The 21972-nt window shown below is 71.1% G+C and carries 21 protein-coding genes and 1 pseudogene; 8 read left to right on the forward strand and 14 right to left on the reverse strand.

What is annotated here, in order from left to right; all coding sequences use genetic code 11:
- On the reverse strand, positions 1-403 hold a 403-nt coding region (locus AL2_RS40280), incomplete at its 3' end, for a type II toxin-antitoxin system RelE/ParE family toxin (RefSeq protein ID WP_439951376.1).
- A gap of 63 nt (positions 404-466) precedes the next feature.
- On the opposite strand from AL2_RS40280, the gene deoC reads away from it, so the two are divergent.
- From deoC to AL2_RS31275, 6 genes are all read left to right on the forward strand, one after another.
- On the forward strand, positions 467-1396 hold the full coding sequence (deoC, locus tag AL2_RS31255; protein ID WP_083947081.1) for a deoxyribose-phosphate aldolase: 930 nt from the start codon (positions 467-469) through the stop codon (positions 1394-1396).
- Positions 1397-1399: 3 nt separating this feature from the next.
- Positions 1400-2830 carry an aldehyde dehydrogenase family protein gene (locus tag AL2_RS31260; RefSeq protein WP_067640038.1) on the forward strand — a complete coding sequence of 477 codons (1431 nt, stop codon included), beginning with the start codon at positions 1400-1402 and terminating at the stop codon, positions 2828-2830.
- The gene (locus AL2_RS31265; protein ID WP_067640040.1) at positions 2823-3695 is read left to right on the forward strand and encodes an aldehyde dehydrogenase family protein; all 873 of its coding nucleotides are present in this window, start codon (positions 2823-2825) and stop codon (positions 3693-3695) included. Before AL2_RS31260 ends, AL2_RS31265 begins: the two co-directional genes overlap by 8 nt.
- Before the next feature lie 334 nt (positions 3696-4029).
- A complete protein-coding gene (locus AL2_RS31270) occupies positions 4030-4773 on the forward strand; it encodes a hypothetical protein (protein WP_067640041.1) in 744 nt (247 codons plus the stop codon).
- Positions 4774-4779: 6 nt separating this feature from the next.
- Positions 4780-4899, forward strand: a complete 120-nt coding sequence (locus tag AL2_RS37785; RefSeq protein ID WP_157438487.1) for a DUF2630 family protein — start codon at positions 4780-4782, stop codon at positions 4897-4899.
- A complete protein-coding gene (locus tag AL2_RS31275; RefSeq protein WP_067640043.1) occupies positions 4896-5885 on the forward strand; it encodes an LLM class flavin-dependent oxidoreductase in 990 nt (329 codons plus the stop codon). The genes AL2_RS37785 and AL2_RS31275 overlap by 4 nt, the downstream gene beginning before the upstream one ends.
- Positions 5886-5909: 24 nt before the next feature.
- Here AL2_RS31275 and argS read toward each other — a convergent pair whose 3' ends face one another.
- From argS to AL2_RS31305, 6 genes and pseudogenes are all read right to left on the reverse strand, one after another.
- Positions 5910-7655: an arginine--tRNA ligase gene (argS, locus tag AL2_RS31280; protein ID WP_067640045.1), complete on the reverse strand. Its 1746-nt coding sequence runs from the start codon at positions 7653-7655 to the stop codon at positions 5910-5912.
- A 214-nt stretch (positions 7656-7869) separates the two neighbouring features.
- Positions 7870-8946 (reverse strand): annotated as a pseudogene (plsX, locus tag AL2_RS31285) (phosphate acyltransferase PlsX); the annotation flags it as partial.
- A gap of 111 nt (positions 8947-9057) precedes the next feature.
- The gene (locus tag AL2_RS31290) at positions 9058-9474 is read right to left on the reverse strand and encodes a hypothetical protein (protein WP_067640047.1); all 417 of its coding nucleotides are present in this window, start codon (positions 9472-9474) and stop codon (positions 9058-9060) included.
- An 85-nt stretch (positions 9475-9559) separates the two neighbouring features.
- A complete protein-coding gene (locus AL2_RS31295) occupies positions 9560-9931 on the reverse strand; it encodes a hypothetical protein (protein WP_067640049.1) in 372 nt (123 codons plus the stop codon).
- Positions 9928-10887, reverse strand: a complete 960-nt coding sequence (locus AL2_RS31300) for an alpha/beta fold hydrolase (protein ID WP_245667063.1) — start codon at positions 10885-10887, stop codon at positions 9928-9930. Before AL2_RS31300 ends, AL2_RS31295 begins: the two co-directional genes overlap by 4 nt.
- On the reverse strand, positions 10878-11603 hold the full coding sequence (locus AL2_RS31305) for a DUF998 domain-containing protein (protein WP_245667064.1): 726 nt from the start codon (positions 11601-11603) through the stop codon (positions 10878-10880). Before AL2_RS31305 ends, AL2_RS31300 begins: the two co-directional genes overlap by 10 nt.
- Before the next feature lie 411 nt (positions 11604-12014).
- Here AL2_RS31305 and AL2_RS31310 point away from each other — a divergent pair, with 411 nt between their 5' ends.
- Positions 12015-13331, forward strand: a complete 1317-nt coding sequence (locus tag AL2_RS31310) for a KamA family radical SAM protein (RefSeq protein WP_174550898.1) — start codon at positions 12015-12017, stop codon at positions 13329-13331.
- Between the two features lie 101 nt (positions 13332-13432).
- Here the strand turns inward: AL2_RS31310 and AL2_RS31315 are convergent, their stop codons facing one another.
- The 7 genes from AL2_RS31315 to AL2_RS31345 form a co-directional block, all read right to left on the reverse strand.
- Entirely contained in the window at positions 13433-13954 is a 522-nt protein-coding gene (locus AL2_RS31315) for a YbhB/YbcL family Raf kinase inhibitor-like protein (RefSeq protein ID WP_067640055.1), read from the reverse strand.
- Positions 13955-14022: 68 nt separating this feature from the next.
- On the reverse strand, positions 14023-14898 hold the full coding sequence (locus AL2_RS31320) for a carbohydrate ABC transporter permease (RefSeq protein ID WP_067640056.1): 876 nt from the start codon (positions 14896-14898) through the stop codon (positions 14023-14025).
- On the reverse strand, positions 14895-15833 hold the full coding sequence (locus AL2_RS31325; protein WP_083947083.1) for a carbohydrate ABC transporter permease: 939 nt from the start codon (positions 15831-15833) through the stop codon (positions 14895-14897). The genes AL2_RS31320 and AL2_RS31325 overlap by 4 nt, the downstream gene beginning before the upstream one ends.
- The gene (locus AL2_RS31330) at positions 15830-16903 is read right to left on the reverse strand and encodes an ABC transporter ATP-binding protein (protein ID WP_083947084.1); all 1074 of its coding nucleotides are present in this window, start codon (positions 16901-16903) and stop codon (positions 15830-15832) included. The genes AL2_RS31325 and AL2_RS31330 overlap by 4 nt, the downstream gene beginning before the upstream one ends.
- 5 nt (positions 16904-16908) lie before the next feature.
- A complete protein-coding gene (locus AL2_RS31335; protein ID WP_067640060.1) occupies positions 16909-18309 on the reverse strand; it encodes an ABC transporter substrate-binding protein in 1401 nt (466 codons plus the stop codon).
- Positions 18310-18470: 161 nt separating this feature from the next.
- Complete coding sequence (locus tag AL2_RS31340; RefSeq protein ID WP_067640062.1) at positions 18471-19256, reverse strand: ABC transporter ATP-binding protein; 786 nt, start codon at positions 19254-19256, stop codon at positions 18471-18473.
- Between the two features lie 13 nt (positions 19257-19269).
- Positions 19270-20172, reverse strand: a complete 903-nt coding sequence (locus AL2_RS31345; protein ID WP_245667065.1) for an ABC transporter permease — start codon at positions 20170-20172, stop codon at positions 19270-19272.
- 209 nt (positions 20173-20381) lie between these two features.
- Here AL2_RS31345 and AL2_RS31350 point away from each other — a divergent pair, with 209 nt between their 5' ends.
- The gene (locus tag AL2_RS31350; RefSeq protein ID WP_245667066.1) at positions 20382-21965 is read left to right on the forward strand and encodes a bifunctional phosphatase PAP2/diacylglycerol kinase family protein; all 1584 of its coding nucleotides are present in this window, start codon (positions 20382-20384) and stop codon (positions 21963-21965) included.
- The last annotated feature ends 7 nt before the right edge of the window (positions 21966-21972 follow it).

Consider the following 21972-nt stretch of genomic DNA (forward strand, 5'->3'; position numbering starts at 1 on the left):
AGTTGCCGGACTTGTCGCCGCCGGTCAGCAGGATGGCCGACCGCCATGGGTCGAACACGAACAAGACTCTGATCTCCGAGCGGCCTGCCGAGCCCGGTCGCAGCTCCTTGAGGTTGTGCAAGTCGGGAGCCCTCGATGCGGTCAACAAGCGGACGGCCCAGCCCGGGACCGGCCTCGGCAAGACGGTCGATGGCATCAACGACCTGGACCCTGGACCGCTCGTCCAAGGTGTTGATCCAGGCGAGCAGCTCGTTGGTGACGCGGATCTCCCACTCCTCCACACCATGAAGTGTAGCGAATCCTTTACCGCCGCGCCGGGCGCGGTTGCACCTGCCGTCTGGATCGCGTCGAGGCGAAGCTGGGGCTCCCAACCCTCCACTAGGCGGAAGAAGCTCAAGATCATGCTGACACCGGTTCGTTAGGTGTCTGTTTTGTGCCGGGGACGTAGTTCGGCGATGCTGTGGGGGTGTCAACGGAGACTCTGAACGGCGCCGCCGAGCTGCGCGCCTTCCTGCACGGCCTGCCCGGCGTCGACCAGGTGGGGGCCGAGGAGCGGGCGGCGCGGCTGGCCACCCGGTCGATCAAGACGACCGCGAAGGCCGAGGCGATCGACCTCGCGATCTCGATGGTGGACCTGACCACCTTGGAAGGCGCGGACACGCCGGGGAAGGTGCGGGCGCTGTGCGCCAAGGCCGCCCAGCCCGATCCGGCCGACGCGTCCGTGCCGAAGGTCGCGGCGGTGTGCGTCTACTCGGACATGGTGGACGTCGCCGTCAAGGCCCTCGCCGGGACGGGGATCGGGGTCGCGAGCGTGGCGACGGCGTTCCCGTCCGGGCGGGCGCCCATGGAGGCCAAGCTCGCCGACACCAGGGCGGCGGTGGCGGCGGGCGCCGCCGAGATCGACATGGTGATCGACCGAGGCGCGTTCCTGTCCGGTGACTACGCCAAGGTGTTCGACGAGATCGTCGCGGTCAAGGACGCCTGCGGGGACGCCCACCTGAAAGTGATCCTGGAGACCGGCGAGCTGGCCACCTACGACAACGTCCGGCGTGCGTCGTGGCTGGCGATGCGGGCCGGGGCCGACTTCATCAAGACGTCGACGGGGAAGGTGTCGCCGGCGGCGACGCTGCCGGTCACGCTGGTGATGCTGGAGGCCGTCCGCGACTACCGGACGGCCACCGGACGGCAGGTCGGCGTGAAGCCCGCCGGCGGCATCCGGACGACCAAGGACGCGATCAAGTACCTGGTGCTGGTGAACGAGACCGCCGGCCCGGACTGGCTGACGCCGCAGTGGTTCCGGCTCGGCGCGTCCAGTGTGCTGAACGACCTGCTGATGCAGCGCCGCAAGCTCGCCACCGGCGTGTACTCCGGGCCCGACTATTTCACCCTGGACTGAATCATGGTTTTCGAGTACGCGCCGGCGCCCGAGTCGCGGGCGGTCGTCGACATCCGCGCCTCCTACGGGCTGTTCGTCGACGGCGAGTTCACCGACGGGCACGGCGAGCCGTTCAAGTCGATCAACCCGGCGGACGAGAGCGTCATCGCCGACATCGCGTGCGCCGACGAGGGCGATGTCGACCGCGCCGTCAAGGCCGCCCGCGCCGCGTTCGACAAGGTGTGGGGGCCGATGCCCGGCCGCGAGCGCGCCAAGTACCTGTACCGGATCGCCCGGATCATCCAGGAGCGGGCGCGGGAACTGGCGGTGCTGGAGTCGATCGACAACGGCAAGCCGATCCGCGAATCGCGGGACGTGGACGTGCCGCTGGTCGCGGCCTGGTTCTTCTACTACGCGGGATGGGCCGACAAGCTCCCCTACGCCGGGTTCGGGCCCGACCCGAAGCCGGTGGGCGTGGCCGGTCAGGTGATCCCGTGGAACTTCCCGCTGCTGATGCTGGCCTGGAAGATCGCGCCCGCGCTGGCCTGCGGCAACACCGTCGTCCTCAAGCCCGCCGAGACGACGCCGCTGACCGCGCTGCTGTTCGCCGACATCTGCCGGCAGGCCGGACTGCCGCCCGGCGTCGTCAACATCATCACCGGCGCCGGCGAGACGGGCCGCGCGCTCGTCGCGCACGAGGGGATCGACAAGGTCGCCTTCACCGGGTCCACCGAGGTGGGACGGCAGATCGCCCGCACCCTCGCCGGCACGGACAGGAAGCTCACCCTGGAGCTGGGCGGGAAGGCCGCCAACATCGTCTACGAGGACGCCGCGCTCGACCAGGCCGTCGAGGGCATCGTCAACGGGATCTTCTTCAACCAGGGGCACGTGTGCTGCGCGGGCTCGCGGCTCCTCGTCCAGGAATCGGTCGCGGACGAGGTGCTGGAGCGGCTGAAGGCCCGGATGGCGACGTTGCGGGTCGGCGACCCGCTCGACAAGAACACCGACGTCGGCGCGATCAACTCCGCCGCGCAGCTCGCCAAGATCAAGGAGCTGTCGGAGGCCGGTGAGCAGGAGGGCGCCGAGCGCTGGTCGCCGCCGTGCGACCTCCCGTCCCAGGGCTTCTGGTTCGCGCCGACGATCTTCACCGGGGTGGCGCAGTCGCACCGGATCGCGCGCGAGGAGATCTTCGGCCCCGTCCTGTCGGTGCTGACGTTCCGCACCCCGGACGAAGCGGTCACCAAGGCCAACAACACCCCCTACGGGCTGTCGGCCGGCATCTGGACCGAGAAGGGCTCGCAGATCCTCTGGACGGCGCAGAAGCTGCGCGCCGGGGTCGTGTGGGCCAACACGTTCAACAAGTTCGACCCGGCCTCCCCGTTCGGCGGCTACAAGGAATCGGGGTTCGGCCGCGAGGGCGGGCGCCACGGACTGGAGGCCTACCTCAATGCCTGACCGCTCCTCACCCTCCGAGCGTCTCGCCGTCCGCAAGACCTACAAGCTGTTCATCGGCGGCGCGTTCCCCCGATCGGAATCCGGCAGGTCGTACGTGGTCACCGACGCCAAGGGCCGCTTCGTCGCCAACGCCTCCCAGGCGTCCCGCAAGGACGCCCGCGACGCTGTCGTCGCCGCGCGCAAGGCGTTCCCCGGCTGGTCGGGGCGCACCGCCTACAACCGCGGCCAGATCCTGTACCGCGTCGCGGAGATGCTGGAGGGCCGCCGCGACCAGTTCGCGGACGAACTGCGCCGGGCGGGCGCGTCCAAGAGCGCCGCCGCGGCCGAGGTGGACGCGGCCGTCGACCGCTGGGTCTGGTACGCGGGCTGGGCCGACAAGCTGAGCGCCGTCGCCGGAGCCGCCAACCCGGTGTCCGGGCCGTTCTTCAACTTCTCGACGCCCGAGCCCACGGGCGTCGTCGCGGTCGTCGCGCCCGACTCGCCGCTGCTCGGGCTGGTGTCGGTCGTGGCGCCGGCGATCGTGTCCGGCAACACCGTCGTGGTGGTCGCCTCGGAACCGGCGCCGCTGCCGTCCATCACGCTCGCCGAGGTGCTGGCCACGTCCGACCTTCCGGGCGGGGTCGTCAACCTTCTCACCGGACGCCGCGCGGAGATCGCGCCGTGGCTGGCCACGCACATGGACGTCAACGCGATCGACCTCGCCGGCGTCCCGGACGAGCAGGTCCGGGACCTGGAGGAGAAGGCCGCGGAGAACCTCAAGCGCGTCCTCCGCCCCCAGGACACCGACTGGACGGACGAGCCCGGAACCGCCCGAATGACGGCTTTCCTGGAGACGAAGACCGTCTGGCATCCCGTGGGGGTCTAAGTCGATTTGACGCACCGTGTGTAGAGCATCACAAAGTGTGGAATAGATCTCCCCGTAACTGATCATCACTGGGGGGAGATCAGTGCCTACCAAGACAGCATCGCGTACGTCGACGAGCCGAGGGACGGCCGGTCGTACGAAGAGCACGGCAGCGAAGAAGTCCACCACCAAGAAGCCGGCGGCCAAGCGCACGTCGGCGGCGAGCTCGTCGTCGAGGTCGACGGCCAGTAAGTCCACGGGCAGGTCGACCGCGGGCAGGTCGACAGGGACGAAGAGCAGCACGGCGAAGAAGCCGACGGCGTCGAGCAGAACGTCGTCGACCGCCGCGTCCCGCGTGACGAAGGCCGCGAGCCAGGCCAAGAGCGCCGCGACGCAGATGAAGTCGGTGGCGACCAAGGCGTCATCGTCGGCCAAGGCCATGACGGCGATGACCAAGGCGATGACCAGCGCCACCAAGGCCATGTCCGACGCCGCGAAGGCGATGGACGCGGCGGCCAAGGTCATCACCACGACGGCCAAGGCGAGCACGAGCAGGAGCGGCACGGCGAAGAAGAGCACGCCTTCCAAGTCGAGCGCGTCGAAGGCGACCGGCTCGAAGGCGAGCACATCGAAGAGCACCTCGAAGCCGAGCGCGTCGAAGTCGGGCACCTCGAAGTCGGGCACGTCGTCCCGCAAGTCGGCCTCGGCGGCGTCGAGCCGCTCGAAGCCGACGACGTCGGCCCGCACGAGCACCTCGAAGTCCAGCACGTCGAAGTCGAGCACCTCGAAGTCGAAGCCGTCCGGCGCGGCCAGGAAGCCGGCCGCGCCCAAGTCGCGGACGTCCGCCGCGCGCAAGACCACCTCGTCCCGGACGAGCGCGGGCACCGAGAGCGGATCCCGGACGTCCGCCACGGCCCGGAGGCCGGCCGCCCGCCGCGCCGCGACGGAGGCGGGCACGCCGTCCGTGTCCGCGCCGTCCGCGCCGTCCGCGCCGTCCGCGTCCCCGGCGGTCGAGCCGAAGCCGAGCCCGTTCCAGCACTCGACGCGGACCGAGGGCGGGTTCCTGAGCGGGCTCACCAACGCCGGCCGCGAGCGCTGAGACCCGATGGACGAGAAGGACATCCCGGCCCGCATCGACGAGTACGTCGGCGAGGAGCAGCGGCTCCGGGAGCGGTTCCAGCGCGACGAGCTCGGCGGGCGCGAGGACGAAGGCTACCTGCAGTGACGCCGGCGCCCCGGCCGCGCGGGCCGCTGAGGTTCGGCGTCTGCCTCGCCCCGGACGCGTCCGCCCCGCTGATGCGCACCGCGCAGGACGCGGACCGGTTCGGGCTTGACCTGCTCGGCGTCCGCGACCAGCCGTACCGGCGCGACACCGCCGACGCGCTGACGCTGCTGGCGGCCGTGCTGGCCGGCACGTCCCGGATCCGGGCGCTGCCCGCGGTGGCGTGCCTGCCGCTGCGCCCGCCCGCCGCGCTCGCCAAGGCGATCGCGACGATGGACCGGCTCAGCGGCGGCCGCGTCGAACTCGGCCTCGGCGCTGGCGCCGCACCGGACGGCATCGAGGCCTACGGCGGCGCGCGTCTCGGCGGCACGGCGGCGCGGCGCGCCCTTGAGGAGGCCGTGCAGATCATCCGGCTGCACTGGAGCGACCAGAACGGGCTCCGGTTCCAGGGCGAGCACTACCGGTTCGCCGCCGCGCAGGCCGGCCCGGCGCCCGCGCACCCGATCGGCATCTGGCTCGGCGTCACCGGGCCGCGCGGCCTGGACCTCGCCGGCCGCGTCGCCGACGGCTGGATCGCGCCGTCGTCAATCGTCCCGCCGAAGCGGCTCGCGGACGGCCGGCGCCGCCTCGACGACGCCGCCGCGCGGGCCGGCCGCGACCCGGCCGAGATCCGCCGCGTCTACATCCTCGAAGGCGCGCTGAACGGGGCGGACTCGCGCGGTTTCCTGCACGGCCCGCCCCGCCAGTGGATCTACGAGCTGACGGAGCTGGCCATCGGCCACGGCGTCGACTCGTTCCTCTACGCCGGCGACCCGGAGGACCTCCCGGTCTTCGCCCTGGAGGTCGTCCCGGCCGTCCGCGAGCAGATCACCCGCGAACGGGCTGTGCTGGGCCAGGGGACGGCCCCCTGGACCCCTCGCCGCGAGCCGGTCGAGCCGGTCGATCCGCACGCCGCGGTGCGGATGGGCGGTGACCGCGCGGGCTCGTGACCCCGGCGGCTGAGGTCCGAGGCCCTACATGCGCTCTGGAGTGGGGACGCCCAGGAGTGTCAGGCCCGACACCAGGGTGCGGAGCGTGGCGGCGCACAGGGCCAGGCGGGACGCCTTCGTGGCCTCGTCCGGAGCCTTCAGCACGGGGCAGTTCTCGTAGAACGTCGTGTAGGCGTCCGCGACCGAGTAGATGTAGCTCGCCAGCCGGTGCGGCTCCGCGGTGTCGCCGGCCTGCTTCAGGGCGGCGCCGAAACCGAGCAGCTCCAGGGCCAGGGCGCGCTCGGCCGGGTGGCCGAGGACGATCGGGCCGGTCGCGTCCTCGGGAGCGAGACCGCCCTTGCGGAAGATCGACCGGATCCGGGCCGACGCGTATTGGAGATACGGGCCGGTCTTGCCGTGGAACGAGATCATCCGGTCGAAGTCGAAGACGTACTCGCTGTCGCGGGCCACCGACAGGTCGGCGTACTTCACCGCGCCGATGCCCACCGCCTGGACGATCGCGGCCCGCGTCGCGTCGTCGAACGGCTCGTCGTGCTGGATCTCGTCGAAGACCGTCCCGGCGCGCTCGACGGCCTCGTCCAGGAGTTCGGCGAGTTTGACGGTGCCGCCCGCCCGGGTCCGCAGGATCTTGCCGTCGGTGCCGAGGACGTTGCCGATATGCGCGTGCTCGGCCCGCACCTCGTCGTTCAGCCAGCCGGCCATCCGGGCGACGGCGAACACCATCTGGAAGTGCAGCGACTGCGGCGCGCCGACCACGTAGATCATCCGGTCGACGTGCTCGGTGTCGACCCGGTACCGGATCGTGGCGAGGTCGGTGCTGGAGTAGTTGTAACCGCCGTCGCTCTTCCGGATGATCACCGGCAGCGGCTCGCCCTCGCGGCCCTTGAAGCCGGGCGGGAACGCGCACAGCGCCCCGTCGCTGATCACCGCGATGCCCTTGTCCTCCAGCTCCTGGACGGTCGGGGCCAGCAGGTCGTTGTAGAAGCTCTCGCCCTTGATGTCGTCGTCGGTGAGGGTGACGCCGAGCCGCCCGTAGACGGCGTTGAAGTACTGCTTGGACACGTCCACGAGGACGTTCCACAGCCGCAGCGTCTCGGCGTCGCCCGCCTGCAGCGAGACGACCCGCTTGCGGGACCGGTCGGCGAACTCCTCGTCGCCGTCGAACTTCTCCCTGGCCGCCTGGTAGAACGCGGTCAGGTCGCTGACGGACGAGTCGCCCCGCGCGGCGGCGTCCTCGCCGAGGTCGAGCAGGTGCTCGATCAGCATGCCGAACGGGGTGCCCCAGTCGCCGACATGGTTGTCGCGGACGACGTCGTGGCCGAGGAACGCGAGGATCCGCGCGATCGCGTCGCCGACGATCGTGGTCCGCAGGTGCCCGACGTGCATCTCCTTCGCCACGTTCGGCGAGGAGTACTCGACGACGACCTTCTGCGGCGCGTCCACGGCCGGGACGGCGAGCCGCTCGTCCTCCAGGGCCCGTTGCGCCTCGGCGGCGATCCACGCGTCGCTGAACGTCAGGTTGATGAAGCCCGGCCCGCTGACCTGCACGTCCGCCACGACACCGGCGGTGTCGAAGTTCTTGACGATCTCGTCGGCCACGTCTCGCGGCTTGCGGCCCAGCTTCTTGGCCAGCGGCAGCGCCACGTTGGCCTGAAGGTCGGCGAACTGCGACGGCCGGATGACCGGGTCGGCGTCCGCGTACGACGGTCCGAAGGCGGCGCTGAGCGCGGCCTGGACCCGGGCGGCGAGTACGAGTTGCGGATCGGACATGCCCCAAGGTTATCGGCGCGGCGCCCTCGGCCGAACCCGGTTTCCGCGCCGCCTACTGCGGGGCGGGCGGCTCCTTGCGGTCGGGGACGGTGTCGCCGGCCGGCCCGCTGACGGGCTGCCGGGGCGGCGGCGGGACCTCCGCGGGCTTCACCGTGCCGCCGGCGGGACGGTCCGCGGGTCGCTCCGCCGGTCTGTCCGCGTTCTCGCGCTCGCCGTGCGTCCAGCGGCCGAACCGGGACGTGCGGGTCGCCGCGACCTGCTCCCGGATCCGCTCGACGATCCGCCCGGCCGCCAGCCGGTGCGCCAGCTCGCAGGCCGAGGTGACGGCGCGGGCCCGGGACGCGCCGTGCGCGATGACGACCGTCCCGTTCAGGCCGAGCAGGACGCCGCCGCCGTAGGTGTCGGGGTCGAGCCGGTCGCGGAGGTCCTGGAGGCGGCGCCGCTGCAGGAACGCGCCCATCCGCGCGGCCGGGCCGGCCGTCATCGCCTCGCGGATCTCGGTGAACGCGGCGCCGACCGTCCCCTCCATCGTCTTCAGCGCGACGTTGCCGGTGAACCCGTCGGTGACGATGACGTCGACGCGTCCGCTCAGCAGGTCGTGGCCCTCCACGTTGCCGGCGAACTCGATGCCGTGGCTGCCGCCGGCGAGCAGCTCGTGGGCCCGCCTGGCGAGCTTGTTGCCCTTGCCCGGCTCGGCGCCGATGTTCAGCAGCCCGACGGTGGGACGGTCCGGGCCGAGCAGGATCTGCGCGTACGCGGTGCCGAGCGCCGCGAACTGGACGAGCGTCTCCGCCTTGACGTCGGCGGTGGCGCCCGCGTCCAGCAGGATCGTCGGGCGCGGGCGCGTCGGCAGCGTCACCGCGATCGCGGGCCGCAGCACGCCCTGCTGGCCCTTCAGCCGGAGCCGCGACGTCGCCACCACCCCGGCGGTGCTGCCCGCCGACACCAGCGCCGACGCCCGCCCCTGCTTGATCAGGTGGCAGGCGATCGCGATGGACGAGCGGGGCTTGCGCCAGCTCGCGAGCGCGCCCTCGCCCATGTCGAGCGCCTCGTCGGCGTGCACGATCGGGATCTTCCCGTCATAGCCGTACCGGTCCAGCTCCCGCCGGATCCGCGTGGCCTGCCCGACCAGGACGAGCCGGACGCCGTGCTCGCGGACGGCGTCCACCGCCCCGGCGACGATCTCCCCCGGGGCGTGGTCGCCGCCCATCGTGTCCACCGCGACCGGCAGCGGACGCGGCGGCGCCCGGCGGGGCGTGACGGCACGCGACGGCTCGCCAGTGCCGGTCATGGCCGCTCCAGGAGGATGAAGGAAAACGCGTGCGCCGCGAGAACCGCAGCTCACCGCATCGTATGGCGTCCCTTCACCCGCCTCGACGGCGCCCGGCCGGAGTGGCGATCATCACCCCCGTCCGCCGGCCTCCTGGGAGTGGCAGTCGGCGCCCAGGCAGGACGCGTTCGCCACGACCGGATGCCCGGCCACGAGGATCGTGTAGTAGGCCTTGGCCGTCTTCATGTCGCCGCTGCCGAGGACCTCGACCGGCTTCTTGTCCGAGGTCGCACCCGTGCAGGAGACGCGCAGCCGCTCCTTCGTCCGGCCGGGCATGTCCGCGCACTTCAGCGGCGCGGCCAGCGAGACGCCGCGCTGATGCAGCTCGGCGGCGGCGGTCACCGGCAGCGCCTTGCGCATCGCGGCCTGGGTCTTGTACTTCAGCTCCTTGCCGCCCGACAGCGCCAGGAAGGCGGCGCCTCCGGCCACCACGAGCGCGAGCAGGGCGGCGGACCCCAGAATGAGGGCCTTCTTGCGACTTATCTTCACACCGGCTACGTCACCGACGGTACGGGAACATATGCACTGAGTGGTGGGTTTTTCCGTTCCGCAGGCGGATTCGTTGCCCTTCCGGCTACGGGTTCCGGTTGTCGCAGCCGAGGCCGAGGCAGCTCTTGCGCAGGACCTCGTGTCCGCCGACGGTGATGACGTAGGTCTCGTCCGGCCGGTCGGTGTCGGCGTCGTGGGCGATGCCCTCCACAGTGACCGGTTCGCCGGTCACCGTGCGGGCCGTGCAGTCCACCCGGACGACGGAGTCGGTGTTGGCCGCCGGCGACCTGCAGGCCGGACGCTCCCGCAGCTCGATGCCGCGGATCTTCAGCTCGTCCACGGCCCCGTCGGTCACGGCGTTGCGGTACGCGCCCTCGGAGATCCGCTGCATCACCTTGCAGCCCGACATGGTCACGGCCAGCAGAGCGGCCAGGACGACGGCCGGAACCCTCCTCATGCGCGCTCCTTGGGAGTGGGCGACGTCCCGCGCTCCGCGGAAAGACCTGCCGGCTCGGCCCGGCCGACCTCGGCGACCGCGTCGGCCACCACGTCGGGACGGTCGAGCGGGACCATGTGCAGCGCGCCGGGCAGCTCGATCCGGGCCCCGCGCGGGCTCATCCGGGCGAGGCGCTCGTGGCCCGCGGCCCATTCGCGCTTCCTGCCGGGGTCGTCCACATCGCCGAGCGCGGTCACGACGACCAGCGGTACGTCGGGGAACCGGCGCCGCTCGCGCAGCCCCGCCAGGTCGGCGGCCATCTCCCGGTAGGCCAGCTCCTCCGCGATGACCGTGCCGATCACCGTTCCGCGCCCGTACACCGAGCGCACGACCTCGGCGGGGACGGCCTCGTCGCGGCGGCTCGTCCGCTTGAGGATCAGCCGCCGTCCGAGCGGCCCGGCGGCCCTCGCCAGCCGGGTGCCGCCGAGGAACGCGCCGGTGCCGGTGGCGAGCGGGGTCAGCGCGGCGGCCGTCCGCAGGCGCACGCGCGGGTCGTGCTCGTAGCTCGGGTCGACGAGCACCAGGCCCCGGACGAGACGGGGCCGCAGCCTGGCCAGCGCCTCGGCGTGGAACGCGGCCATCGAGTGCGCGAGGACGATCACCGGCCGCCGCGCCCGTGCGGCCAGCGCCTCCAGGATCGCGGTGTCGCGGCGCAGCGACGGCGGCGCGACGCCGGCCGGGCTGCGCCCGAGGCCGGGACGGTCGAACACCGTCACCCGGTGCCCGTCCCGCAGCAGCGCGACGGTCGGCGCCCAGTCGAACCAGGCGCCGCCGAGCCCGGACGACAGCAGCAGCGGCGGCCCGTCCGCCGGACCGGACTCGACCACGTGCACCTGCTCGCGCCCGGCGTTCAGGACCTCGCCGTCCTCAAGCCCCCACCCGTCAAGGGGACGGGCTTCGCTCGCGTTCACAGGCACGCCCCCTCCTTGGCCGCCGCGGCGCCCCGCGCGCCGCGCGCAGCGTCCCGCCGGTCGGCGTACAGCGCCCAGGCGATGACCAGCAGCCCCAGGCACAGGATGCTGATCTGGACGCGCTGGATGACCCCGAGCCACTGTCCCAGATACATCGCGACCAGCGTGCTCAGCGCGGACACCGACTCGGCGAGCGCCAGCAGCCAGCCCCACCGCGCGAGCGCCGGCCACCACCCGTACCGGCGGGCGGCCAGCGACAGGAACAGCAGCGCGGCGACCCCGCAGACGATCACGGCGCTGCTGGTCACCGAGTGGAACTCGTGGGAGAACGACACGTGCTCGGAGCGCTCCCGCAGCGCGCACCACGTCTCCAGGCTGGGGGCGCAGTCGAGCGGGAAGGACGCGTCGCCGATCGCGCACACGCCGAAGAGCCCGAGGAACGCCCAGCCCGCCGTGGCGAGGGGCTTGCGGGTGAGCTTGCGGAGCGTCCCGATCGCCACCAGGATCGACAGCACGCCGGTGACGAAGTCGCCCGCGCTGTAGACGAGGTGGAACGGCTGGTCGGACGCCGACAGCTCGCTGACGTAGCCGTTGAAGAAGTCGAGCTTGGGGCTGAGGGCGTTCTCCAGCACGAACGTCGAGTAGGTGATCGCCGCGATGGTCGCCAGCACGACCACGCGCATGGGGACGACGCCCGGTACGTCCCGTACGTCAGAGTCCACCGGCTCCCCCTCACGCCGCCTGATCGCGCCGCGCCCCTGTCGCGCGCCGCGGCCACGCCGCTCGGTCCTGCCCGCCCCGCCCAGTATTTCCGAAGATCCGGACACCCGGCGACGGGGGTCGCGGTTTCCGGCGAAACCGCTGGCAGGGTCCGCGGAGGGACTTCACCGCCCGCTGACGGAGAAGTTGACGTCCCGTAGTCGTTGTACAGGAGACGGGCCGTCAACGATGATGTCCAGGCGATTTGCCTGGTTCGTCCGTTGACCAGCATTTGCCCGCACCTGGTAAGGGGTATCAATTCGGCATGAACCCGTCCCAAACGGTTGAATGGGGGTGTCCCCGGAACCCCTGATCACCGTCCGTGACGGCGCGCCGGGGTGCGCCTCCCCGCTGACAGCAAGGAGTACCAACACGTGACACTGGTGAACGACGCGGCTCCCGCGGTGCGATCCACCGGTCGCAAGTTCCGCGCCTTCACGGCGAAGCACCTGGACGAGCTCACCGCTCGGGCCGGACTGTCGCCCGACCAGCGGCTCGCGACCCGGGCGGTGGCGACGGTCCTGCCGTTCCGGACGAACGCCTACGTCATCGAGGAGCTCATCGACTGGTCCGCCGCGCCCGACGACCCGATGTACCGGCTCGTCTTCCCGCAGGCGGACATGCTCCCCGCCGAGGACGTCGCCCACCTGTCGGATCTGCTGCGCCGCGACGCGCCCAAGGCGGAGATCGAGGCCGCCGCGCACCACGTGCGGATGAAGCTGAACCCGCACCCCGCCGGCCAGATGGAACTCAACATCCCGTCCTTCGGCGACGGCAAGATCCCCGGCATGCAGCACAAGTACGACGAGACCGTGCTGTACTTCCCCAAGCAGGGGCAGACCTGCCACGCGTACTGCACGTACTGCTTCCGCTGGGCCCAGTTCGTCGGCGAGGCCGACCTGAAGATGGCCGGGGACGACGTCACCCAGCTGCGCGACTACATCGTCTCCCACCCCGAGGTGACCAGCGTCCTGTTCACCGGCGGCGACGCCATGATCATGGGCGAGCCGGTGCTGCGCCGCTACGTCGAGCCGCTGCTCGACCTCGAACAGCTCGAATCCATCCGGATCGGGACGAAATCGCTCGCCTACTGGCCGCAGAAGTTCGTCACCGACCCGGACGCCGACGACATGCTCCGCCTGTTCGAGCAGGTCGTCGAGTCCGGCAAGAACCTCGCGTTCATGGCGCACTTCACGCACCCGCGCGAGCTCGAACCGCTCATGGTCACCGAGGCGTGCCGCCGCATCCGCGACACCGGCGCGATCATCCGCACCCAGGCCCCGCTGATCCGCACGATCAACGACGACGCCGGGACGTGGGAGACCATGTGGCGCGTCCAGACGCGGATGGGCCTCGTCCCCTACTACATGTTCGTCGAGCGCGACACGGGACCGCAGGACTACTTCGCCGTCCCGCTGGCCCAGGCGTACGAGATCTTCCGGGACGCCTACAAGAACGTCTCCGGCCTGTCCCGTACCGTCCGGGGCCCGTCCATGTCGGCGACTCCCGGCAAGGTCTGCGTGGACGGCGTCGTCGACCTGTTCGACGAGAAGGTCTTCGCGCTGCACTTCATCCAGTGCCGCGACGCCGACCTGGTCGGCAAGCCCTTCTACGCCCAGTACGACCCCAACGCGGTCTGGCTGGACGACCTGAAGCCCGCCTTCGCCGACCACTTCCCCTGGGAGCGATAGACACAGCCCCTGGGAGAAGCAGTTCCCGCCGCGGCGTGCCCGTCCTGGTAGGGCGGGCACGCCGCACCCGTCAGCGCAGCCGGCCCGGCTGCCGAGCCGGGTCAGACGCCGTAGCGGGGGATGATCGTGGCGCGGGCCAGGGTGTGCGCCGTGATGTTGAAGCCCACGGCGCCGGGCATCGCGTCGGAGCCGAGGCCGAGCGACTCCACGTCCAGCGCGTGGACGGTGAAGACGTAGCGGTGCGGTTCGCCGGGCGGCGGGGCGGCGCCGCCCCACTCCTTCGTGCCGAAGTCGTTGCGGGTGTGCACGCCGATCTTGCTGTCGGCGGTGCCCGCGCCGGTGGCCAGCTCGGTGACGTCCGCCGGGATGTCGAACAGCAGCCAGTGCCAGAAGCCGCTGCCGGTCGGGGCGTCCGGGTCGTAGCAGGTCACGGCGAAGCTCTTGGTCTCCGCCGGGAACCCCGACCAGCTCAGGTGCGGGGACAGGTTGGCGCCGTCGAAGCCCCAGTCGTTGAACACGTGCTTGTTGCCGAAGATCTCGCCCTCGGCGACGTCGTCACTGGTGACGGTGAACGACGGGACTTCGGGCAGGAACTCGCTCGGAAGCGGCGGCTTGCCGGGCATTGGCGACCTCCATGGCAGGGATAGGAGTCACGGATCGGACTGTCCCTTCCATCTCTACCAGTGGTGGATCACGTCTTGACGGCGCCCATCGTGAATCCGGCGACGAAACGGTCCAGGAACAGGTTGAACAGGAACGCGATCGGCACCGCCGTGATCACCGTGGACGCCTGGAGCGACTGCCAGAAGAACACGTCCCCCCGGACGAGCTGGGTCGGCACCCCCGTGCTGACCACCATCTCCGGGCTCGCCGACACGAACGCCAGCGCGTACACGAACTCGCTGGACGTGAGCGTGAAGCTGAACACGACCACCGCGACGATCCCCGGGAACACCAGCGGCAGGACGGTCCGCAGGAACGCGCCAAGGCGGCTGTAGCCGTCCACCATGGCCTGCTCCTCGACGTCCTTCGGCACGGCCTTGAGGAACCCGATCAGCAGCCACACCGACACGGGGACCGTGATCGTCGGATACACGACGATCATCGACCAGAGCGTGTCCTCCAGGTGCAGCGCCACCACGACCCGGGTCAGCGAGAGGAACAGCAGCGACGGCGGCACCAGGTACACCATGAAGATCGCGATGCCCATCGGCGTCCCCCACGGCCGGTCCAGCCGCGCGAGCGAGTACGCGGCGGGCAGCGCGAGCAGCAGCGTGATCGCGACCACCGCCGCACCCACGATCAGCGTGTTGATCACGAACGTCAGGAACGGCGTGTCGGTGAACAGGAACGTCACGTGGTCGGGCGTCGCCGGCTTGTTGAAGAAGAACGGGTTGCTCTCCGGGTTGTAGAGGTCCTGGTTCTGCTTGAACGCGCTGATCACGCTCCACAGGAACGGCAGCGCACACACAAGCGCCGCCAGGATCGCCGCCCCGTACACCCCGCACCGCGCCGCCACGTGCCGCCGCGCGTACTTGCGCCGCAGCGCCACCACATCGGTGCTCATCCGGCCTCCAACCGCCGGACGGCGCGCAGGATCGCGACCGCGCCGGCGAGCAGCAGCGGGAACAGGAACAGCGCGATCGCCGCGCCCTGCCCGACGTCGCCGCCCTCGATGCCGCGGAAGTACGCCCACGACGCGAGCACGTCCGTCGAGTGGGTCGGGCCGCCCCGCGTCAGCACGTACGGGACGGTCATGTCGGTGAACGTCATGATCGCGCCGAACAGCCCGGCGACGGCGATGACGGGGAGCGTCAGCGGGATCGTCACCTCGAACATCCGCCGCCAGAACCCGGCGCCGTCGATGCGGGCCGCCTCGTCGAGGTCGCGGGGGATCGCCACCAGCCCGGCCATCACGATCACCGCGGCCAGCGGCGTCAGCCGCCACGTCTGCACGGCGATCACCGACGCCATCGCGGTGCCCGGCTGCCCGAGCCACACGACGTTCGCGTCGATCAGCCCGAACTGGCGGAGCACCCAGTCGACCGGCGAGTAGATCGAGTCGAGGAACCACAGCCACGAGATCGTCGACAGCGCCACCGGCGTCGTCCACGGCAGCAGCACCAGGAACCGGACGAACCACTTGCCGCGGAAGTCGGCGACCAGGATGTTCGCGAGGATCTTCCCGAACAGGACGATCAGCACCATGCTCACCAGCGTGAACACCAGCGTGTTGCGCAGGGCCCGCCAGAACACCCCGTCCGCGAACACCGCGTCGAAGTTCTGGAACCCCACCCAGTCGAAGGACGGGTCGCCGGTCGTCACGTCCGAGAACGCGAACGCGATCGCCAGCAGGAACGGCACGCCGACCAGCGCGACGATGTAGACGATCGACGGCAGCAGCATCACCCAGGCGAGGAACCCGTCCCGGTCGGCGAGCCCCGCCTTCACCCGCGGCGCCTCCACCGCGACCGGTTCCGGGTCCGTCCGCGTGTGCGTCATGCCGGTCCGCCGATCGGCACGGCCGCCCGGCGGGTGCCCGCCTCGGCGTCGAAGAACCGGAGCCGGTCCGACGGCACCGCGAACTCGTGCGTCTCCCCGGCCTCCAGCGGCGTGCCCACGGTCGAGGGCAGGCGGGCGATCACGCGGGTCTCCGCGCCGATGCCGGTCACCGTCCCGTACACGTGCCGGTCGCCCGACAGGTACTCCATCCGCTCCACCCGCAGCGGCATCGTCACCCGCTCCGGCGCCACGACGTTCTCGGCCGGCAGCAGATGCTCGGGGCGGAACCCGACCAGCACGTCGTCGCGTTCGACCAGGTTCATCGGCGGCGACCCGATGAACGTCGCGACGAACGTGTCGGACGGGTCGTCGTACACCTCCTGCGGCGTCCCGACCTGCCGGACGCGGCCGTGCTCCAGCACCGCGATCCGGTCGCCGAGCCCCATCGCCTCCGCCTGGTCGTGCGTGACGTAGATGGTCGTCGTGCCGACCCGCTCCTGGAAGCGCTTCAGCTCGTCCCGCGCCGTCGCCCGCATCTTCGCGTCGAGGTTGGACAGCGGCTCGTCCAGCAGGAACACCGCCGGGTCCCGGACCAGCGCCCGCGCCAGCGCCACCCGCTGCCGCTCACCGCCCGACAGCTGGCGCGGCTTGCGGCGCAGCAGCGGCTCGATCTCCAGCAGCTCCGCCGCCCACCGCGCCTTCTTCTCGCGCTCGCCGCGCTCCATGCCCTCCGCCCGCAGCGGGAAGACGATGTTGTCCATCACCGTCTTGTGCGGGTACAGCGCGTACGACTGGAACACCATCGCGATCTGCCGGACTCGTGGCGGGAGCCCGTTCACGACGTTCCCGTCGATCAGCACCTCGCCTTCCGTGGGCTGCTCCAGGCCCGCGATCGTGCGCAGCAGCGTCGTCTTCCCGCACCCGGACGGCCCGAGCAGCACCAGGTACTCGCCCGGCTCCGCCGCGAGATCGACGCCGTCCAGCGCCCGCACGTGGTCCGCCCGCCCGCGCCGCGCCCGGACATGCCCGTCGAAGGTCTTCACCAGCCCCTTGACCTCTACGGTTTTCACGGGGGTCAGCCGCCCACGAGGCCGCGTCCGCGCCAGTTCTTGAAGATCGCGTCGACGCGGCTCTGCGCTTCGGCGACCGCCTGCTTCGGGGACGTCTGGCCGCGGGCGGCGCGGCCGAACATCGTCGGCAGCACGTTGGTGTTGAAGATCTCGCCGATCGCCGGGTTGGACGGCCCCGGATAGCCGATGTTCGCGCTCCACGACGTCGCCGTCTTCAGCAGGCTCAGCTTGTTCGCCGGCTTCGCGCCCCACGGGTCGTCGTCGAGCCAGCCGTTCAGCTGCGGCACGATCGACGGCCAGCCCGGCAGGTCGTACAACTCCGAGAAGTACGACGCCGACGCGAAGTTCGCCGTGTAGTGCAGCAGGAACTCCTTCGCCGCGTCCGCGTTCCCCGCGTGCTTCGGCACGATCCACTGCTGGATGACGTGCTGCGCCGCCATCGCCGCCTTCGGGCCGCGCAGCGCCGGCACGAAGAAGATGTCGTCGCCGATCGTCCTGTTAGTGCCCATCGCGGTGCGCCACGCCGAGATCGAGTTCAGGATGTAGGACGACTTGCCGGCGATGAGCGCCTGGTTGTTGGACGCCGGCGTCCACGAGAAGACCTCGCTGGTCTCGGCCCCCTTGAACAGCTGCGCCATGTACTCGACGGCCGCGACGGTCGCGTCGGAGTTCAGCACGACCTTCTCGTCCTGGTTCTGGACGGACCCGCCGAACGACCACAGCAGCGCCCGCGCCGCCATGTTCGAGTCGGTCTCCGGGGACAGCCCGATCCCGCACGGCACGCCTGTCTGCTTCTTGATCTCGGTGGCGCCGCGCAGCAGGTCGTCCCAGCTCGACGGGCCGTTCGGCATCCCGGCCTTCTGCCACATCGACTTGCGGTAGTCGCCGGGGTCGGGCGCCCAGCCGGGGCAGTAGGCGTAGAACTTCTTGGTGTTGGGGTTGTAGCTCGACTTGCGGCACAGCTCCAGCTGCTGCCCCCAGCGCCGGGTCGCCTCCTGCACCACGTCGGCCATGTCCAGGACGGACGGCTCGTACTGCGAGAAGGGAGCGATGTGCTGGATGAGGTCGTGGCCGCGCCCCGCCTGGATCTCCGACGCGGCCCGGCGCGGGACGTCCACGGTGTTGATGTGGTCGACCCGGACCTCCACCCCGACCTTCTTGCCCCAGTCGGAGAGGAACTTGTCGAACCATTTGTCGTGCCGGGGTACGAAGTGGCTCCACATCAGGATGCTGAGCGAGCCGCTCAGCTTCTTCGCGGGGGCGGTGAACACCTCCTTCGGGGCGTTCCCGGTGTTCTTCGCCTGCGGGCCGCTGGACTCACTGGCGCATCCCGCCAGGAGGCCGTAGCCGCCCGCCGCGAGGGCCGTTGAGGACAGGAAGCCGCGTCTGCTCAGCTGCTCGGCCATGGGGGGTCTCCCTCGCCGCTGAAGGTCTCCCCTCGAAGGTAGATCGGCGAGGCGGTCTCATCCAGAGACGATCCGGTAACTCTGCGTCACTCTGGCAACGTCGACCCCAGGAGCCCCAGCGGTATGCCTGCGTGACCCTCCGGTGACCGGTTTCGGGCGCCCTATTTTGCGGTGGCCTCGGTGTAGGCGGCGACGACCTCTTCCGGGTCGCCGTCCATGTGCATCCGGCCCTCGTCGATCCAGATGACGCGGTCGCACATGTCCTTGACCGTGTCGAGCTGGTGGGCGACGAGGAACACCGCGCCGGCCTCCTTGCGCAGCTCGTCGATCCGGGCCTTGCTCTTGCGCCTGAACTTGGCGTCGCCGGTGGCGAGGGCCTCGTCGATCAGGAGCACGTCGTGGGTCTTGGCCGCCGCGATCGCGAACCGGAGCCGCGCCCCCATGCCGGACGAGTACGTCCGCATCGGGTACTGGATGAACCCCTCCTTGAGCCCGGCGAAGTTCACGATCTCCTGGTACTTGGCCCTGGTCTCCGACGGGGACATGCCCATGGCCAGGCAGCCGAGGACGATGTTGCGCTCGCCGGTGAGGTCCTTCATCAGGGCGGCGTTCACGCCCAGCAGCGAGGGCTGCCCGTTGGTGAAGACGCCGCCGCGGTGCGGGGGCAGCAGCCCGGCGATGGCCTTCAGCAGCGTCGACTTGCCGGAGCCGTTGGTGCCGATGATGCCGATGGCCTCGCCCCGGTAGGCGACGAACGACAGGCCCTTGATCGCGTGGACCTCGGTCATCGTCGGACGGTGCCGGCGCCGGACGACGCGCGAGAACGCGCTCGCGGCGTTGCCCTTCCCGCCCGCGCCGTACACGCGGTAGACGATGTGCAGGTCGTCCACGACCACGATCGGGTCCCGGGACGGGTCGATCCGCACCGGGTTCGTGGCGGGGTTCATGCGCACCTTCGTGTCAGCCACGGCCGTATCGCTCCTCGGCACGGTAGAAGTACGTGAATCCGCCGACCAGCATCACCGCGGCCCAGAGGAAGGCGTACAGCCACAGCTGGCCGGTCGAGTGTATTCCCAGCTCGTTCTCGACGTGATCGCGGTACTCGCCGAGGAGCACGTGCCGGCTCAGCTCGACGTACACGTACGCGGGGTTGGCCTTCAGCAACTCGCCGAGGATCGGGTACTCGGCCAGCTTCGAGCCCGGCTTCATCAGCGACGGCAGGCTGAAGATGACGCCGGACATGTAGAGCCAGGTCCGCATGACGAACGGCAGGAGCTGGGTGATGTCGCGGTTGAACGCGCCCAGCCGCGCCATCACCATGCTGATGCCGACGTTGAACATGAGCTGCAGCGCCACCACGGGGACGAACAGCAGCATGTTGAAGGTGAGCGGCTCGCCGAACGCGAACACGATGGCGAACAGCACGACCAGGGCCAGCAGCAGCTGCTGGAACTCGACGATCGCGATCGCGAGCGGCAGCGTGGCCCGGGGGAAGTGCAGCGCCCGGATCAGCGAGAGGTTGTTGCCGACCGACTTCGCCCCGGAGGTGACGGACCGCTGCGTGAAGCCGAACAGGAAGACACCGGTCACCAGGAACGGAATGAAGTCCGGTACGCCGCGGCTGGTGTTCAGCAGCAGTCCGAAGATCAGGTAGTACACCGCCGCGTTGAGCAGCGGTGTCAGCAGCTGCCATACCTGCCCGAGCCGCGAGTCGGTGTACATCGAGATGTTCTTGGCGGATGCGAACGCCCAGATGAAGTTCCGGCGAGCCCACACATCCTGGATGTACTTGCGCAGCGGGGGGCGCGCAGCGCTCTGCCTAAGCCCGTGTCGTGCGGCGTAGTCGGCCAGGGTCTCGTTCACGTGAAGAGGCTCCGCGATCGTGTCGACCGACTCGCCACCCGGGGAACCGAGCCGTTCCGGGTGACTCATGTCGCGAAGCCTATTGCAGTCGATGAGTCGAGAGTGACGTTCGCCCGCATGTGACCCCCGATTTGAGATCTTTACGGAATCATGTCGGCGTCCCTGGGGATACCCCGATCATGCGGGTCAACCACGCACGGAGCAGAACCGTGCCATCACGATTCGTCATACGGCGTCGTCATGAGCCGGTCCCGGCGCCGCGGTCGCGGCTGCTGCGCCGGCTCGGGCGGGCCGACCGGTGGGCGTTCGACCGGGTGGCGGCTGCGCGGCTGCGCGGTCTGGAGTACGTCCTGCCGAGGCTGTCGCGGGTCGCCGACCACGGTGTGCTCTGGTTCACATCGGCGGGGGTGATGGGGCTCAGTGGACGGCCCCGGCTGCGGCGCGCGGCGCTGCGCGGCTCGATCGCGATCGCGGTGGCGAGCCCGGCCGTGAACTTCATCGGCAAGCAGGCGTTCCGCCGCAAGAGGCCCGTCGTGGACCTGGTGCCGCCGATCCGGATCCGCTGGAAGCTGCCGACCTCGCACGCGTTCCCGTCCGGGCACTCGGCGTCCGCGGCGGCCTTCGCGGCCGGCGTCGCGCTGGAGGCGCCGCGGCCGGTCGCGGTCCCGGTCGCGGCGACGGCCGCGGCGGTCGCCTTCTCCCGCGTCTACACCGGCGCCCACTACCCGGGCGACGTCCTCGCCGGGCTCGGGATCGGCGCGCTCGCGGGCCTCGGCACGCGCGTGGTGTGGCCCGCCCGCCCGCCGGTGGCCGCGATCGGGAGCACCGGCGAGCAGGCGAAGGTCGCCGAGGACGGGCGCGGTCTCGTCGTGGTCGTCAACCCCGGCTCGGGTCCGGGCGGCGAGGCGGCCGCCGGGATCTCGCTGCCGGGACGCCCGGAGGCGGCGCTCGGCCTCCTCGAACGCGAACTGCCGGCCGCGGAGATCGTCCGGCTGGAACCGGACGCGGACCTCGACAAGGCGTTCGGCGAGGCGGCCGAGCGGGCCGACGTGCTCGCCGTCGTCGGCGGGGACGGCACCGTGAACGCCGCGGCGCGGGCGGCGCTGAGGCACGACATTCCGCTGCTGCCCGTTCCCGGTGGGACGTTCGACCACTTCGCCCGCGCGCTCGGCGTGGAGTCGGCGGCGGAGGCGATCAACGCGTACCGGAGCGGCAGGCTCGGCCGGGTGGACGTCTCCTACGTCACGCCGGCGACCGGCGGGGCGGGCGGCGACGAGGCTCGCGGTGTTGAGGAGCACCTGTTCCTCAACACCGCGAGCTTCGGCGCCTACACCGAACTGGTCGACCGGCGCGAGAAGCTGCGGAAGCGGCTCGGGAAGTGGCCGGCGCTCGCGGTCGCCGCCGTCCGCACGCTGCGGCACTCCGAGCCGGTCGAGCTCCGGGTGGACGGCTACCCGATGCGCGTCTGGCTGGCGTTCATCGGCAACGGCGTCTTCGGTTCGCGGGGCGCCGCCCCGACCTGGCGCGGCCGGCTGGACGACGGGCGGCTCGACATCCGGATGGTCACCACCGGGCGGCGCGTCCCCCGGGTCCGCGCGGTCGCCGCGGTCCTGGCCGGCCACCTGCACATCACGCCGGGGTACCGGGCGTGGCGGGCGAGCGGGCTGGAGATCGTCGCCCCGGACGGCGAGCTGCGGCTGGCGCGCGACGGCGAGGTGTCGACGCTGCCGCCGGCGGTCCGGTTCGGCAAGCACACCGGCGCCCTCGCGGTGTTCTGCCCCGCGGCCGGCTAGCCGATCC

It is taken from the genome of Actinomadura latina NBRC 106108, assembly GCF_001552195.1.
Lineage (GTDB): Bacteria > Actinomycetota > Actinomycetes > Streptosporangiales > Streptosporangiaceae > Spirillospora > Spirillospora latina.